General features: G+C 40.2%; 11 protein-coding genes. All 11 read left to right on the top strand.

Going from position 1 to position 17,302, the window contains the following annotated elements:
* The first annotated feature begins 141 nt into the window (after positions 1–141).
* The 11 genes from PMI_RS09135 to der all read left to right on the top strand — a co-directional run bounded on the left by PMI_RS09135 (position 142) and on the right by der (position 17,138).
* The gene (locus PMI_RS09135; RefSeq protein ID WP_004248434.1) at positions 142–5,226 is read left to right on the top strand and encodes an alpha-2-macroglobulin family protein; all 5,085 of its coding nucleotides are present in this window, start codon (positions 142–144) and stop codon (positions 5,224–5,226) included.
* Positions 5,227–5,274: 48 nt separating this feature from the next.
* A complete protein-coding gene (gene pbpC / locus PMI_RS09130; protein WP_012368125.1) occupies positions 5,275–7,596 on the top strand; it encodes a peptidoglycan glycosyltransferase PbpC in 2,322 nt (773 codons plus the stop codon).
* Positions 7,597–7,831: 235 nt separating this feature from the next.
* Positions 7,832–8,257, top strand: coding sequence for a nucleoside-diphosphate kinase (gene ndk / locus PMI_RS09125; RefSeq protein ID WP_004243827.1), 426 nt, complete (start codon positions 7,832–7,834; stop codon positions 8,255–8,257).
* A 141-nt stretch (positions 8,258–8,398) separates the two neighbouring features.
* Entirely contained in the window at positions 8,399–9,580 is a 1,182-nt protein-coding gene (rlmN, locus tag PMI_RS09120) for a dual-specificity RNA methyltransferase RlmN (protein ID WP_004243825.1), read from the top strand.
* 85 nt (positions 9,581–9,665) lie between these two features.
* Complete coding sequence (locus PMI_RS09115; protein ID WP_004243824.1) at positions 9,666–10,100, top strand: hypothetical protein; 435 nt, start codon at positions 9,666–9,668, stop codon at positions 10,098–10,100.
* Positions 10,101–10,172: 72 nt separating this feature from the next.
* Positions 10,173–11,135, top strand: coding sequence for a cytoskeleton protein RodZ (gene rodZ, locus PMI_RS09110; RefSeq protein WP_004243822.1), 963 nt, complete (start codon positions 10,173–10,175; stop codon positions 11,133–11,135).
* A 47-nt stretch (positions 11,136–11,182) separates the two neighbouring features.
* A complete protein-coding gene (ispG, locus tag PMI_RS09105) occupies positions 11,183–12,304 on the top strand; it encodes a flavodoxin-dependent (E)-4-hydroxy-3-methylbut-2-enyl-diphosphate synthase (RefSeq protein WP_004243820.1) in 1,122 nt (373 codons plus the stop codon).
* A gap of 122 nt (positions 12,305–12,426) precedes the next feature.
* The gene (gene hisS, locus PMI_RS09100; protein ID WP_004243819.1) at positions 12,427–13,710 is read left to right on the top strand and encodes a histidine--tRNA ligase; all 1,284 of its coding nucleotides are present in this window, start codon (positions 12,427–12,429) and stop codon (positions 13,708–13,710) included.
* Positions 13,711–13,720: 10 nt separating this feature from the next.
* Positions 13,721–14,341, top strand: a complete 621-nt coding sequence (locus PMI_RS09095; RefSeq protein ID WP_004243818.1) for a YfgM family protein — start codon at positions 13,721–13,723, stop codon at positions 14,339–14,341.
* 14 nt (positions 14,342–14,355) lie between these two features.
* The gene (bamB, locus tag PMI_RS09090; RefSeq protein ID WP_004243816.1) at positions 14,356–15,528 is read left to right on the top strand and encodes an outer membrane protein assembly factor BamB; all 1,173 of its coding nucleotides are present in this window, start codon (positions 14,356–14,358) and stop codon (positions 15,526–15,528) included.
* A gap of 119 nt (positions 15,529–15,647) precedes the next feature.
* Positions 15,648–17,138 (top strand): ribosome biogenesis GTPase Der, encoded by a 1,491-nt coding sequence (der, locus tag PMI_RS09085; protein ID WP_012368124.1) that lies wholly within the window; start codon positions 15,648–15,650, stop codon positions 17,136–17,138.
* The last annotated feature ends 164 nt before the right edge of the window (positions 17,139–17,302 follow it).

The raw sequence follows: 17,302 nt of genomic DNA, 5'->3' as shown, positions 1-17,302 counted from the left end.
CTTAAAAACGCACAAATAAATAATTAGTAAAGCCCAAATAAGGCTGTAGTATTAAATAATTAGGTTACTTAATGAGTTAGGTATTATTGTAGCCTGCATAAAACATCATATAATTCAGGGGTTGAATTAAAGGAAATGGATATGAATCGAGATCAATTTAGACAGTACACGGAAAAAAGAGGGTACCGTTGGTGTACACTTGCAGTGGTACTGGCTTCAGCATTAGCTTTAACAGGCTGTGATGATAACAAAACAGAAGATGAGCAATCTTCGACGAGTGATAACTCACAACCAACACAAGTTGCGGAACAAAAAAGCACATCGCAACAAACGACAACACAACTTGGTGATAAAACCGCAGTTACAACCAAAACGAATAATCAAACTGCATTAACTAGCCAAGAAGTGCGCAATGAACTTGCTCGTCGTTATGCAGGTAAAGAGGTGACTGTACTAGATGCCTCTGAATTACAACGCGATGGCGCAAGTACGATGGTAGTGACTTTTTCAGTACCACTCGATCCTGATCAGAAATTTGATGATGTTATCCGTCTTGTTGATACTAAAAAAGGTAAATTAGAAGGGGCTTGGGAGCTATCTGATAATCTGATGGAGTTACGATTCCGCCATTTGCCACCTTCAACAGAGTTAAACCTGACTATTGATGCTCAAATTAAAGGAATTAACGAACGTAAATTAGTAGAGCCATTTAGCCAAAAATTTACTACAGAAGAGATTTTTCCATCGGTCGGCTTTACCAGTAAAGGCTCATTATTACCGTTAGAAGCAACGGAAGGTTTGCCAATTAGCGCATTAAATGTCGAACAAGTCGATGTTAACTTTTTCCGAGTTAAAGATGATCGGTTGACACAATTTTTAACTCAATGGGAAAGCCGCTCTAATATTAACTATTGGGAATCAGACGATTTTCTGTCACAAGCGGATTTGGTGTATAGCGGGCGCTTTGAACTTGATACAGAAAAAAACACCCGTGAAAATGTCTTATTACCACTCAAATCTATTGAAGCCCTGAAAAAAGAGGGCGTCTATATCGCCGTAATGCAGCAGGCAGGTAAATACTCCTATACCATGCCGGCAACGGTATTTACTTTTAGTGATATCGGTTTATCAGTACATAGCTACCTTAATACGCTAGATATTTTTACTCAATCCCTGAAAAATGGCGCAGCATTAGACAATATTGAAATTCGTCTTTTGGATGAAAAAGGTAATTTAATATCTAAAACAAAAACTGATAATCAAGGGCATGCCACATTAGAAAAGAGTGATAAAGCACGTTTATTACTCGCTATTCGTAATGGGCAAACCAGTATGATTGATTTGCGTAAACCAGCCCTTGATTTATCCGAGTTTGATATCGGCGGGCCACAAGGTTATAGCAAACAATTTTTTGTCTTTGGTCCACGCGATCTGTACCGCCCCGGCGAAACCTTAATCGTTAATGGTTTATTGCGAGATGGTGATGGAAACCCGATTAAAGAGCAACCTGTTAAAGTTGACTTATTAAAAACGGATGGTCAGGTTTCCCGTAGTTTTGTTTGGCAACCTGAAAATGGTTTTTATCAGTTGAAACTGATGATCCCTGAAAATGAGAGTACAGGTATTCGGAAATTACGTTTTGATTTAGGCGATGGCACTCCACGCTTCTACCAATTCCAAGTTGAAGATTTTATGCCTGAGCGTATGGCATTAGAGATCACCGGTAAAAAAGGCATTTTACTCAGTGGTAATAATGCTTATTTTGATATTAAAGGTCGTTATCTTTATGGTGCACCGGCAGCAGATAATCGCTTGCAAGGGCAGGTTTTCTTAAAAGCTTCGCGAGAAGCCGTCAGTCAACTGCCGGGTTATGAATTTGGTGCCGTAAAAGATGAAAATTTAAGTCGTTTATTAGATGAATTTGAACTTACTCTTGATACGGATGGTGAAGGGGCATTAACGGTTGATAAAGACCGTTATGCTGAAGTGAAATCACCGATTAATATTATCTTACAAGCAAGCTTACTTGAAGCAGGAGGGCGTCCTGTTACTCGCCGTTATCAACAAGCGGTATGGCCAGCGACACATCTTGCGGGAATTCGCCCTGTTTTTGCTAAAAAAGAGGTGTATGACTACCGTAATGATAAATATAAATCAGGCTATAGTGTTGATGAAAACTCAATGGCGGAGTTTGAAATCGTTTATACCGATCAAGAGGGTAAAAAATTACCTGCTGATGACCTAAAAGTAAGATTTATTTACGAACGTTATGATTATTATTGGCGTTGGTCTAATTCAAATGGTTGGGAGTCTGGCTACAATCAAAAAGATCTGCAAATGGATGAGCAGACTATCAAAATAGCTAAAGATGGTACCGCAAAAGTGGCTTTCCCTGTTGAATGGGGCTCTTATCGTATAGAAGTGGTCGATCCTAAAACAGAACTTGTCAGTAGCTTACGTTTTTGGGCGGGCTATTCTTGGATGGATAATACTGGCGGAACCGGGGCAGTAAGACCTGATCAAGTTAAATTAAAATTAGATAAAGAGAGTTACTTACCGGGTGAAAAAGTCAAACTCAATATTGCAGCCCCTCATCCTGGCAAAGGCTATGTGTTATTAGAATCGAGTGATGGGCCACTATGGTGGCAAGAGATTGATGTACCTGAAAAAGGGCTTGATGTTGAAGTACCTATTAATAAAGAGTGGGCAAGACACGATTTATATTTGACTTCGGTGGTGGTAAGACCGGGGGATACATCCAAACAAGCGACGGTAAAACGTGCAGTAGGTATTTTGCATTTACCACTACAAGATAACAATCGCCGTATAGATATTGCACTGGATGCACCTGAAAAAATTCGTCCAAATCAAGATCTAAAAATTCGGATTAAAGCTAAGCCCGTTGCAGGCCAGCCATTGCCGGAAAACATCAATGTATTAGTGTCTGCAGTTGATACAGGTGTCTTAAATATTACCGACTATAAAACGCCTGATCCGTACGAAGCTTTCTTTGGTCGTAAGCGTTATAGCGTTGATCAATACGATGTTTATGGTCAGTTAATTGAAGGTGAAGGGCGTTTAGCCAACCTACGTTTTGGTGGTGATGGAAGCGAAGAAAGCGCATTATCTCGTGGTGGTAAAAAGCCATTAACAGATGTGCAAATTATTGCTCAACAAGCAACACCTGTAAAATTAAATGCACAAGGTGAAGGTGAGGTTTCTTTACCTATACCTGAGTTTAATGGTGAAGTCCGCCTTATGGCTCAAGCATGGACTGCGGATAAATTTGGTAGCCAAGAAGGTAAAGTTGTTGTTGCCGCGCCATTAGTTACTCAACTCTCATTACCACGCTTTATGGCTGGGGGAGATGATGCGTTACTGTCATTAGATTTAACTAACTTAACGGATGCACCACAATCTATTACGTTAAATTATACGGCATCAGGATTAGTTGATTTAGCGGGTGTCGACAGTAAAACCGTTTCATTATCGAAAGGTGAACGAACTCAAGTTCAAATCCCTATTACGGCAAAACATGGATTTGGCCAAGGAGAATTTTCCCTGTCTATTTATGGTATTAAAGTACCTAATGAAGAGATAAAACCTTATCAAAATACTTGGAAAATAGGTGTACGCCCTGCGTATCCTGCTGAGACAATACATTACGCCAATACATTAGCAGATGGTGAGTCTTGGCGCCTACCAAACGAAGCATTAAATCAATTTAATCGCTCAACGCTTGAGGGGGAATTATTACTTACTAGTCGCCCTCCGTTACAGGTAGCGCGTTATGTTAGAGAGTTATTTGCATATCCTTATGGATGTCTTGAGCAAACTGTTAGTGGATTATATCCATCCTTGTATTCAACAGAGAAAGAGTTGAAACAATTGGGGATCAAAACACAAACAGATATGCAAAGAAAAGAAGCCATAGAAAAAGGGATTGCTCATATCTTAACAATGCAAAAATCCGAAGGAGGATTTGCCTTGTGGGCTCAAGGTGGGCGTGAAGAGTTTTGGTTAACGGCGTATGCAACAGATTTCTTATTTAGAGCGTCTCAACAAGGTTATGAAGTTCCTACTGAGGCATTAAAACGGGCAAATGATCGTCTACTACGTTATTTACAAGATAAAAATATTGTTAATGAAGAGTATGTGGTTAACCAAGATGCGGCTCGATTCTCAGCAAGAGCATATGCGGCTTTAGTTCTGGCTAATCAGCAAAAAGCCCCTTTGGGAGAATTGCGCCGTTTATATCTAGAACGTAATCAAGCGGGTAGTGGTTTAGCGCTTGTGCAGTTAGGTGTTGCTTTGAAATTGATGGGAGATAACTCTCGTGCTGAAAGCCTAATTGCTGAAGGTGTCACCATGCCACGTAAATATAATTACGGTTTAGGTGATTACGGCAGTACTATTCGTGACCAAGCGTTGATTATTGCGCTACTCAGTGAAAACAATTTGGAAACTCAAACTCGTGATGCCAGTGTTATTACATTATCTGATAACTTAACAGGGCGTGAATGGTTCTCTACACAAGAGAGTAACTCACTATACCTTGCTGGTCGTTTCTTTATTGATATGGCAGAGAAGCCTTGGGAAGTAACCATTAATCGTCAAGTGCCAGCAATGAGTAGTGATCGCGCAGTTAATGAAGCATTGACAGCAACACAATTGCAAGAAGGTTTAGAGCTAAACAACCAAGGTGGTACAACCATTTACTCTCGAATGAATGTTGTCGGATATCCAAAAGTTGCCCCAGCGCCTTATAGCAATGTATTGAAGATCAATCGTAGTTATTACGATCTAAAAGGCAATCGAGTCGATCCTAATCGCTTACAAAGTGGTGAAATGCTGGTGGTAAAATTAGAGGTTTCAGCTAATAGAGATGTACCTGATGCCTTAGTGGTTGATCTATTACCTGCGGGGCTTGAAATTGAAAATCAAAACTTAGCATCAAGCAGCGCAAGCTTAAGCGATAGCGCTGCTGATTTGCAGGAGTTTATTGATGATATGGGACAAGCCAATATTAAACATCTTGAATATCGTGATGATCGTTTTGTTGCCGCAATAGCGGTTGATAAATATCGTCCTACGACATTACTTTACTTAGCAAGAGCGGTAACTCCGGGGAGTTATCAAGTACCGCCACCGCAAGTTGAGTCAATGTATGTGCCTTATTGGCGTGCCGTAGGGGCAACAAAAAATAAAATTGATGTTGTGCCTTAAGCTAGACAGCCCTTTCTTCGGAAAGGGCTTTTTCCTTTGAGTGATTGAATGAAACTAGGATATAAGCGGTTAATCGCCGCGAGCGTTATTTTTCTATTAGTAACACCATTATTGCTATGGATAGCAGATAAGATCTGGCCACTGCCAGATCCCGAGCCTCAAATCGCCACCATAGTAACGGCTGAAGATGGAACACCACTTTGGCGTTTTGCTGATAAAGAAGGAATATGGCGTTATCACGTTACCCTTTCTGATGTTTCCCCTGAATATTTGCAGGCCTTGATAGCTTATGAAGATCGCTGGTTTTATCAGCACCTCGGTGTTAACCCTATAGCTATTTTACGTGCCGCATGGCAAGACTTAAGCTCGGGAAAAATTGTTTCTGGAGGTAGTACGCTTTCAATGCAAGTTGCGCGTTTGATTGACCCCCACTCACGGACTTTAGGGGGAAAATTAAAACAATTATGGCGGACATTACAGCTTGAATGGTATTACTCGAAAGATGAGATTTTAGAAATTTATCTTAACCGTGCACCTTTTGGTGGCACTTTAGAAGGGATTGGCGCTGCAAGTTGGGCCTATTTAGGTAAATCTCCCGCTGATTTATCAGCAGGTGAAGCAACATTAATGGCGGTATTACCTCAAGCACCCAGTCGTTTAAGGCCAGACCGGTATCCAGAGCGTGCTCAAGCTGCACGGGATAAAGTATTAGATAGATTAGCGGAATATCAAATTTGGCCCAAAGAGAAAGTGGCTGAAATAAAGCAAGAGCAAGTGCTACTTGCACCAAGACAAACGCCCCAACTCGCGCCGTTATTGGCTCGGCGTATGTATAACGAGCAAAAAGCGCCGGTGATCACAACCACGATTGATATTAATCTTCAGCGACAACTAGAAGAGCTAGCCAAACAGTGGAAATATCAGCTAGCCGATAAAACTTCTCTGGCAATACTTGTGGTCGATCACACGGATATGAGTGTTAAAGGCTATGTTGGATCGGCAGACTTTAATGATAATCAACGCTTTGGGCATGTTGATATGATAAGTGCATGGCGTTCGCCGGGATCAACCTTAAAGCCTTTTATTTATGGTCTTGCTTTGGATGAAGGATTGATCCATGCAGAATCACTATTACAAGATGTTCCGCGCCGTTTTGAAGATTACCGTCCTGGTAATTTTGATACTGGATTTAACGGTGCCGTGAGTGCGAGTGAAGCCCTTAGTCGTTCATTAAATTTACCTGCCGTTCAATTAATAGAAGCTTATGGCGCAAAAAAATTTGCAGCTAAGTTGCGACATAATCACCTTGAAATGCGTTTTCCTTATGGCTCTGAACCTAATTTAGCGCTTATTTTAGGAGGAACAGCAACACGAATGGATCAATTAGTGGCGACTTTTAGTGCGCTTGCAAGGCATGGAAAAACAGCGCCGTTACGTTTTACGCCAGAGCAAACCATCAATGAACGTATGTTAATGTCACCCGGTGCTGCGTGGATCATTCGGCGAATTTTAGCAGGAGAGGCACGGCCTCGTCCTGATAGTGCTATTTCAGCGGTTGTTCCTTTGGCTTGGAAAACAGGCACAAGTTATGGTTATCGTGATGCATGGTCGATAGGCGTTAATGCGCGTTATACCATTGGTGTTTGGGTGGGGAGACCTGATGGCACACCTGTTGCGGGGCAGTTTGGATTTGCAACCGCTGTACCGATAATGAATCAAGTTAATAATTTATTGACGAGTTATTTTTATCAAAATAAACAGCGGCCTCCTGTTGATCCTAGGCCAAATAGTGTCTCAGCCGCAGCTATTTGTTGGCCAACGGGAAAAGCTTTGCCTAAAGAAGATAGCAACTGTCGAGTCAGTCGACGAAGCTGGATCCTTGATAATACTATTCCCCCAACACTATTGAATGAAAGCCAAGAGGGCATTTTAGGCATCAATGAAAAAGTATGGATAGATAAAGAAGGAAAACGTACAGGGCCTAATTGTCCTGGTGCTCAATTAAAGGATATTGCTCTATGGCCGATAGCATTAGATGCTTGGTTGCCTGAAAAAGAGCGTAGAGCAAAACGATTACCACCAATTTCATTAACATGTCCACCGATTAAAGAAGATATGATCCCCTTGTATATCTCTGGGATAAGAAAAGGGGATTTATTGCGTCCATTGCCTGGTGAAACTCAGCTTGAAATAACGGTTTCTACACAAGGGGGAAGTGGTATGCAGTGGTGGTTTTTAAATGGTGAACAAATCGGTAAAACTGAAAATGGGGCAACGTTCTCTTATTTATTAGAAAAACGTGGCAAATACCAACTTTCGGTGCTTGATCTTAGCGGTCAAACGGATATGGTGAATTTTAGTTTTCGTTAAATAAGTGCAGAGTTTAATCAAATGAAGGTAAAAAATGTGATTAAATCGATAAATTATAACTTTTTTGCCACAGTTTTTTAAAAAAAAGCGGGATTTCATCTGTGCAATTTATTGTTATCCCCCTATAATCAATCCCTTATTTTTGCAGGGGATACGGTTTTGAGCTGTTTTTCCATGATCTGCGATAAAAACAGGCAACATAAGTTGTTATTAATACAATATTTTGAGGTAATACATGGCTATTCAGCGCACTTTTTCTATTATCAAACCAAACGCAGTGAAAAAAAATGTTATTGGTGCAATCTATAACCGCTTTGAAAGTGCGGGTTTCAGCATCGTAGCAGCAAAAATGTTGCATTTAACTCGTGAACAAGCAGAAGGTTTTTATGAAGAGCATAAAGGCCGTCCTTTCTTTGATGGTTTAGTTGAGTTTATGACTTCTGGCCCTATCATGGTACAAGTATTAGAAGGCGAAAATGCTATCCAACGTCATCGTGACTTAATGGGTGCAACTAATCCTGATAACGCTTTAGCGGGTACTTTACGTGCTGATTACGCGGATAGCTTTACAGAAAATGCAGTGCATGGTTCAGATTCAGAAGCTTCAGCTGCGCGTGAAATTGCTTATTTCTTTACTGAAAACGAAATTTGCCCACGCTAATTTATTAGCATCTGTATACGAAAAAATGTACAATGCGACGCCCTGTTAATCTTTAATGGGGCGTCTTTTTATTAATTAATAAGTATCCCGTTAATAGATTTTATTAACGTAGGCCGCATAGTGTAACAACGAGGCAATGTCATGACCCAATCTACCACTCCAGCGCCAAGCGCTTCTGTCGCTGTTTCTAAAGAAAATACTGTGAATCAAAAAACAAAAATCAATCTGTTAGATTTAAATCGTAAACAGATGCGTGAGCTTTTTGTCTCTATGGGCGAAAAGCCTTTCCGCGCTGATCAAATCATGAAATGGATATATCATTATTGCTATGATGATTTTGATCAGATGACAGATATCAACAAAGTGCTGCGTGCGAAGTTAAAAGAGATTGCCGAAATCAAGGCACCTGAAGTGTCTGAAGAACAACGCTCTGCGGATGGCACTATTAAGTGGGCGATTAAAGTAGGCTCTCAACAAGTTGAAACAGTCTATATTCCTGAAGATGATCGTGCGACGTTATGTGTTTCGTCACAAGTGGGTTGCGCGTTAGAGTGTAAATTCTGTTCAACGGCACAACAAGGTTTTAACCGTAACCTTAAAGTTTCTGAAATTATTGGCCAAGTGTGGCGTGCTGCTAAAATTATTGGTGCTTTAAAAGAGACAGGCCGTCGTCCAATCACTAATGTTGTTATGATGGGAATGGGTGAACCATTACTTAACCTTAACAATGTTATTCCGGCTCTTGAAATTATGATGGATGACTTTGGCTTTGGTTTATCTAAACGTCGAGTCACCGTGTCTACATCCGGTGTCGTACCTGCATTAGATAAATTAGCTGATGCGGTTGATGTTGCTTTAGCGATTTCATTGCATGCACCAACAGATGATATTCGTGATGAAATTGTTCCTATTAACAAGAAATATAATATTGAAATGTTTCTTGATGGCGTGCGTCGTTATATTGCTAAATCTAATGCAAACCAAGGTCGAGTTACTGTTGAGTATGTCATGCTTGATCATATTAATGACAGCACTGAACAAGCACATCAATTAGCAGAGTGCTTAAAAGATACACCTTGTAAAATCAACTTAATTCCATGGAACCCGTTCCCAGGCGCACCTTATGGACGTAGTTCTAATAGTCGCATTGATCGTTTCTCTAAAGTGTTAATGGAATATGGTTTCACCACTATTGTACGTAAAACTCGTGGTGATGATATTGACGCTGCCTGTGGTCAACTTGCTGGTGATGTGATTGACCGAACTAAGCGTACTCTGAAAAAACGTCTGCAAGGTGAACCAATTTCAGTAAAAGCAGTCTGATAGAGGTGGGTAACTCTCGCTTTGTGCTGTGTTTTTAAAACAAAGTAGAGAGTTGCAAGAATGGATTAATTTAAGGAAGATAACGATGATAAGGATGTCATCAAAGGTTGTTGCTATCTGCTTGGTGTTATTGACAATAGGCTGCCAATCAACAGCAAATAAAAAACATGTTGCAGTGCCTCTTCGTCTTCAATTAGGGGAAGCTTATCTGGCTGAGCAACAATATCAGATAGCCCAATATCATTTTCAAAAAGTGCTGTCAGTGATGCCTGAGCATCCTGAAGCAAATTTAGGAATGGCATTAACATCCCAGTTATTGGGAAATCCTATTCAGGCGCTAGATTATTACAAATTAGCGATGAAGTCGAAGCCAGTAAATGTTAATGTATTAAGGTTTTATGGTAATTTCCTTTGTGAACAAAATTTATTAAACAACAATAATGTGTTAATTGAGGATATACCGTCAGATTATTTGGTTTGTCAGCATGCTGAATACCAAAAATCACCAAATTCGCGATGAGGACGTTAAAAACTGTATTTTCTCGTGTTCATCAATGTTAAACATCCAATAGCCACAGTGCCTAGATTGCTAATGAATACTGAAAACAAAACCGAAGAAGTGAAATTAACAGCGGGTCAACTTTTACGTCAGGCACGTGAAAAAGCGGGGCTAACTCAGCAGACTGTTGCTGATCGACTTTGTTTGAAGTTAACAACAGTATGTGAAATTGAAGCTGATACTATCTCTTCTGGTATTGCACCGACATTTTTACGTGGTTATATGCGCTCTTATGCAAAACTTGTCGGTGTTCCTGAAAGCGCAATTCTAGGTCTAATTGATCAACAAGCCCCAATAAAACAAGTCAAAGTAACAACAACACAAAATTACTCATTGGGTAAACGTCATAAAAAGCGTGAAGGCTGGTTGATGAAATTGACTTGGGTTATTGTAATAGCAATGATAGCTTTAGTCGGTTTATGGTGGTGGCAGGGGCATCAAGCCGATCAACAAGAATTAGTCTCTATGGCTTCGCAAGACATAGGACAAAATAGTCCGCAAGAAAACACCAATACGATAGAATCTCCTTTATCAACCTTAGATAATAATAGCCCATCATCTGAGGGTGAAAATGTACAAGTGCCTGCTTCTCCATTAGTAGATAATCAGGCTAATAAGGTTGCCGAGCCATCAGTAACAGACGCCACACCTGAGGCAGAAGTTAAAACAGTTCCATTACCGGTGTCACCATTAACCACATCAACGACTTCTCGTGCTGATTCTGCTGAAGGCAATTCAACACCCGCACCAATTGTGGAAAATCAACTGGTCTTGATGTTTGATGGTGAATGCTGGTTAGAAATTCGTAATGCTCAAAATAAAGTTTTATTTAATGGTATTAAGAAAGCCGGTGACCGTTTGGAATTTAATGGTGAGCAACCTTATAAACTAAAAATAGGCGCACCTTCTGTTACTCGTTTACAGTTTAATGGTGAAGCTGTTGACTTAAGCCGTTTTACTGGAAAAATAGCAAAAATAACAGTACCGAGCGCTTAATCTGACTATACATTTGAGCAAGCATGGAAGCATGGGAGAATTAATCAATGCATAAAGAATCACCTATTATTCGTCGTAAATCGACGCGAATTTATGTTGGTAATGTACCTATTGGCGATGGGGCTCCTATCGCGGTACAGTCGATGACGAACACACGAACAACAGACGTTGAAGCGACTGTAAACCAGATTAAGTCTCTGGAACGTGTTGGGGTGGATATTGTACGTGTTTCTGTACCAACTATGGATGCGGCTGAAGCATTCAAACTAATTAAGCAACAAGTGAAAGTACCTTTGGTCGCTGATATTCATTTTGATTATCGTATTGCACTTAAAGTTGCTGAATATGGTGTCGATTGTTTACGTATTAATCCTGGTAATATTGGTAATGAAGAGCGTATTCGTCAAGTTGTCGATTGTGCCCGGGATCGTAATATTCCCATTCGTATTGGTGTGAATGGGGGGTCACTAGAGAAAGATATTCAAGAAAAGTATGGTGAGCCAACCCCTGAAGCGCTAGTTGAATCGGCTATGCGCCACGTTGATATCTTAGATAAATTGAACTTTGATCAGTTTAAAGTCAGTGTAAAAGCTTCTGACGTTTTCCTTGCTGTTGATTCTTATCGTTTATTAGCGAAGAAAATTGATCAGCCTTTACATTTAGGGATCACCGAAGCTGGTGGTGCAAGAGCCGGATCAGTGAAATCAGCTATTGGCCTTGGGATCCTTCTATCAGAAGGTATTGGTGATACTTTACGTATCTCTTTAGCCGCAGATCCGGTTGAAGAAGTAAAAGTTGGCTTTGATATCTTAAAATCATTACGTATTCGCTCTCGTGGTATCAATTTTATTGCTTGTCCAACATGCTCTCGTCAAGAGTTTGATGTTATTGGTACAGTTAATGAATTAGAACAACGTCTTGAAGATATCATTACACCAATGGATGTTTCTATTATTGGCTGTGTGGTTAATGGTCCTGGTGAAGCGGAGGTTTCTACACTAGGTGTAACCGGAGCTAAAACACGCAGTGGTTTTTATGAAGACGGTGTAAGACAAAAAGAGCGTCTTGATAATAGTAATATGATTGATTTATTAGAGGCGAAAATCCGTACAAAAGCGGCAATGCTTGACGGCAACCTCCGAATTAATATAAATCAATTGGATAAATAACACGCAATTAACAGGCTCATTAACTAATGAGTCTGTATTACTATTGATTTCACATTGAATACTGATTGTTTTCGCTTCTATAATCAGTTTATTGATCAATTAATAACTATTAGAGAAAAAAAGTGGCACAAAAAATCCAAGCCATTCGTGGTATGAATGACTACCTGCCTGCTGATACGCGGGTATGGCAGAAAATCGAAAATACGCTAAAACAAATTTTAGCCGGTTATGGTTTTAGTGAAATTAGAACACCTATCGTAGAGCATACCCCTCTATTTCAGCGAGCAATTGGTGAAGTGACCGATGTTGTTGAAAAAGAAATGTATACTTTTACCGATCGAGGTGAAGACGCACAAAGCTTAACCTTACGTCCTGAAAATACCGCAGGTTGTGTCCGCGCAGGAATTGAACATGGTTTACTTTATAACCAAGAGCAACGCTTATGGTATTTAGGGCCAATGTTCCGTTATGAACGCCCTCAAAAAGGTCGTTATCGCCAATTTCACCAATTAGGTGCAGAAGTATTTGGCCTACAAGGGCCTGATATTGATGCTGAACTGATTATGTTAACGGCACGCTGGTGGAAGGCTTTAGGTATTGCAGAGCACGTGACTTTAGAACTGAACTCTATTGGTTCACTCGAAGCGCGGGCAAAATACCGTGAAGCATTAGTCGCATTTTTAGAGCAACACGTTGATCAATTAGATGAAGATTGCAAACGTCGTATGTATTCTAACCCATTACGTGTTTTAGACTCTAAAAATCCTGAAATTCAGACTTTATTGAATGATGCGCCTGAACTTTTCGATTATCTTGATGACGAATCAAGAGAACACTTTGATGGTTTATGTGCATTACTTGATGCTGTAGGTATTACTTATCGTGTTAATCAGCGTTTAGTCCGAGGCTTAGATTATTATAACCGTACTGTTTTTGAATGGGTAACCAGTGCATTAGGTTCACAAGGAACGGTATGTGCGGGTGGTCGCTATGATGGATTAGTGAAACAATTAGGTGGACACCCAACGCCTGCGGTCGGTTTTGCCATGGGGATGGAGCGCATGATCTTATTAGTTCAAGCGGTTAATCCTGAGTTTGTTGCTGATACTCATGTCGCTGATGTTTACCTTGCGTCTTTTGGTGATAATAGCCAAAGTGCAGCATTAATGCTGGCAGAAGAAATCCGTGATCAATTACCTACATTGCGCTTAATGACCAATCACGGTAAAGGCAATTTTAAAAAGCAATTAGGACGTGCTGATAAACATGGTGCTAAAATCGCGTTAATTTTAGGTGAAGATGAAATTAACGCTGGCACAGTAGCCGTGAAAGATTTACGTTCAGGTGAACAGACCATTGTATCGCGTAGCGAACTGGCCCAACAATTGACGCTGTTATTAGGTTAAGGAGAGACTTGTGGAAGTTTATAGCACCGAAAACGAACAAGTTGATGCAATTAAACAGTTTTTAAAAAATTATGGTTTAACGATCATTCTCGCTATTGTCATTGGCGTGGGTGGAATTTGGGGTTGGAAATATTGGCAATCACATCAAGCCAACCGTCTACAAGAAAGTGCGGGTGAATTTGCAACAATAAATGAAGCATTAACGAAACCAACGCCTGAAAATATCGCATTAGCCGAAAAATTTGTTTCTGAAACTAACGATATTTATGGTGCTTTAGCCTCTTTAGAGTTAGCTCAATTAGCAATTGATGCCAACGATTTAGCCAAAGGTGAAACTCACCTGACTAAAGCAATATCTATGGTAAAGAATGAAGCATTTGCAGATATGCTTAACCTTCGCTTAGCTCGTGTGCAACTGGCATTAGATAAAACTGATGCTGCGTTAATTTCATTAGAGCAAGTGAAAAGTAAAGCATGGGATGGAATGAAAAATTATATCCGTGGTGATGTATTAGCGAAAAAAGGCGATAACGCAGGTGCAGCCGCCGCTTATCGTAATGCATTGAATGATGAAAATGCAGGCGCTATTCGCTCATTGGTTGAACTTAAACTCAATAATTTATCCAATTAAAGGGATCTTCAGACATGCAACTGCGTAAAACTCTCCTGATCGGTCTACTAGCATCAGCATTATTAGCTGGGTGTTCTAGTGAGCAGGATAATGTGACAATGTCTCCATTGCCTGAGGTGCAGAGCCAATTTACCCCTTATGTGGTGTGGGACAAATCGGTTGGCAATGGTATTGGAAAATACTATTCCCACTTGTCACCAGCATGGGATGGTTCAGTTGTGTATGTCGCTGATCGCCATGGGGTAGTTAAAGCATTAGAATTAGAAACGGGTAAAGAGATTTGGTCTCAAGATCTCTCAACTAAAAAAGGTTTCTTCTCCTCTAATGAATCAGCATTACTTTCCGGTGGTTTAACCGTCTCTGGTACTCGTGTTTTTGTCGGCACAGAAAAAGCAAAAGTGTATGCTTTAAATACAGATGATGGCTCTATTGATTGGGAAACAGATGTTGCCGGAGAAGCGATTTCCAAACCTGTTGTTAGTGATGGTTTAGTGCTTATTCATACCAGTAACGGTATGTTGCAAGGGCTTGATTTGCTGACAGGTGAAGTATCATGGACGGTCAACTTAGATACACCATCATTATCCGTACGTGGTGAATCAGCACCGGCTGTTGCTTATGGTGCAGCGATTGTGGGCGCTGATAATGGCCGTGTTAGTGCGGTGGTGTTATCTCAAGGGCAATTAGTTTGGCAGCAAAATATTTCACAAGTGAAAGGCTCTACTGAGATCAGCCGCTTAAATGATGTCGATATTACGCCAATTATTGATGAAAATACTGTTTATGCCATGGCTTACAACGGTAATTTAGTCAGTCTAGATATGCGTTCAGGGCAGATCATCTGGAAACGTGATTTAGGTTCAGTTAATGACATGGTACTTTTGGGTGACAATCTATACCTTGTCGACCAAAATGACCGAGTTTTAGCTGTGCGCAAATCTGATGGTGTGACATTATGGACACAAGAAGATCTACTGCACCGTAATTTAACCGCCCCGGCTATCGTTGATGGTTATTTAGTGGTGGGAGATGCAGAAGGCTATCTCCATTGGATTGATACCAGTACAGGCAAATTTATTGCTCAAAATAAAGTCAATAGCTCAGGTTTATTAAGCCGTCCACAGGCTGTTCAAGATAAACTGATGATCCAAGCACGTGACGGTAAACTTTATCTATATCGTCGGTAATTAAGCACTGACAAATATAATTATTTTACGGCTCCTTTAAAGGAGCCGTTTCGTCTTTTTAGTATTTACATGTAAAATACCATCAGATTTATGATTGTATTTTTATGAGGCATCAAAAAATGATACCCGTTATTGCCTTAGTAGGGCGCCCTAATGTGGGAAAATCCACATTATTTAACCGACTGACACGCACAAGAGACGCATTAGTTGCGGATTTTCCTGGACTTACCCGTGACCGTAAATATGGTCGTGCAGAATTAGACGGTGAAGAATTTATTATCATTGATACTGGTGGTATTGATGGTGCAGAAGAGGGGGTAGAAACCCATATGGCATCACAATCACTGCAAGCCATTCAAGAAGCCGATATTGTGCTATTTTTAGTCGATGCGCGAGCAGGATTAATGCCTGCCGACCAAGGTATTGCTAAACACTTGCGTGGTGTTGAGAAAAAAACCTATTTAGTGGCGAATAAAACAGATGGTATCGATATTGATACCGCCTTGGCTGATTTCTACTCTTTAGGATTAGGGGAAATATTCCCTATTGCTGCCTCACATGGTCGTGGTGTTTCTCAACTGATTGAGCAAGCGTTGTTACCTATTGTGGGTAAATTCGTCGAAGAAGAGAAAGAATTAACAGAAGAAGAAGAGAATGCCGCTTATTGGGCTGCTTTAGAAGCAGAGCAGAAAGAGCAAGAAGAAGAGGAAGAAGAGGATGATTTCGATCCGACAACACTTCCTGTTAAATTAGCTATTGTAGGCCGCCCTAATGTAGGTAAATCAACTCTGACTAACCGTATGTTAGGTGAAGAGCGTGTTGTAGTTTACGATATGCCAGGCACTACCCGTGATAGTATTTACATACCGATGGAGCGTGATGGTAAGGAGTATATCCTTATTGATACCGCTGGCGTTCGTAAACGCGGAAAAGTAAAAGAAACGGTAGAAAAATTCTCAGTGATCAAAACATTACAAGCGATTGAAGATTGTAATGTTGCACTACTTGTTATTGATGCTCGTGAGGGGATTTCAGATCAAGACCTCTCTTTATTAGGTTATATTCTTAATTCTGGACGCTCTTTAGTTATTGCTGTCAATAAATGGGATGGTATGACCCAAGAAGATCGCGAACAAGTTAAAGATATGCTTGATCTCAAATTAGGTTTTGTTGATTTTGCCCGCGTTCATTTTATCTCGGCATTACATGGTAGTGGTGTTGGTAATCTGTTTGAGTCGATTCAAGAAGCCTATACTTGCGCGACACGTCGTGTTGGTACATCAATGTTGACGCGCATAATGAAGATGGCAGAGGATGATCACCAACCCCCTCTTATTCGTGGACGCCGTGTAAAAATGAAATATGCCCATGCTGGGGGATATAATCCACCTGTCGTGGTTATTCATGGTAACCAAGTGTCTGATTTACCTGATAGCTATAAACGCTATTTAATGAATTATTTCCGTCGCACACTACAAGTGATGGGAACGCCTATCCGTATTCAATTTAAAGAAGGGGAAAACCCTTATGCGGATAAGAAAAATAAATTAACAGCTTCGCAAATACGTAAACGTAAGCGTTTAATGGCTCATTTAAAGAAATCAAAATAAATTAAATAGCCAGTTAAATGTAGAATAAAAACTGAGTTCGTTTCACTGGACTCAGTTTTTTTATTAATTATTGATGAATTCTTCATACTTTCATAAAAGAAATCGAAACAATTTAAGCAAAAATTAAGTATTTTTTTCAAAAAACAGTTAAATTGTAACTGATT

Source organism: Proteus mirabilis HI4320 (assembly GCF_000069965.1).
Taxonomy (GTDB): Bacteria; Pseudomonadota; Gammaproteobacteria; order Enterobacterales; family Enterobacteriaceae; genus Proteus; species Proteus mirabilis.
This window is presented reverse-complemented; position numbering and strand designations above follow the sequence as displayed.

Bases quoted from the DNA above. Each gene is read 5' to 3' on its own strand.
- PMI_RS09135 (WP_004248434.1), top strand. From the start codon at position 142: ATGAATCGAGATCAATTTAGACAGTACACGGAAAAAAGAGGGTACCGT.
- pbpC (WP_012368125.1), top strand. From the start codon at position 5,275: ATGAAACTAGGATATAAGCGGTTAATCGCCGCGAGCGTTATTTTTCTA.
- ndk (WP_004243827.1), top strand. From the start codon at position 7,832: ATGGCTATTCAGCGCACTTTTTCTATTATCAAACCAAACGCAGTGAAA.
- rlmN (WP_004243825.1), top strand. From the start codon at position 8,399: ATGACCCAATCTACCACTCCAGCGCCAAGCGCTTCTGTCGCTGTTTCT.
- PMI_RS09115 (WP_004243824.1), top strand. From the start codon at position 9,666: ATGATAAGGATGTCATCAAAGGTTGTTGCTATCTGCTTGGTGTTATTG.
- rodZ (WP_004243822.1), top strand. From the start codon at position 10,173: ATGAATACTGAAAACAAAACCGAAGAAGTGAAATTAACAGCGGGTCAA.
- ispG (WP_004243820.1), top strand. From the start codon at position 11,183: ATGCATAAAGAATCACCTATTATTCGTCGTAAATCGACGCGAATTTAT.
- bamB (WP_004243816.1), top strand. From the start codon at position 14,356: ATGCAACTGCGTAAAACTCTCCTGATCGGTCTACTAGCATCAGCATTA.
- der (WP_012368124.1), top strand. From the start codon at position 15,648: ATGATACCCGTTATTGCCTTAGTAGGGCGCCCTAATGTGGGAAAATCC.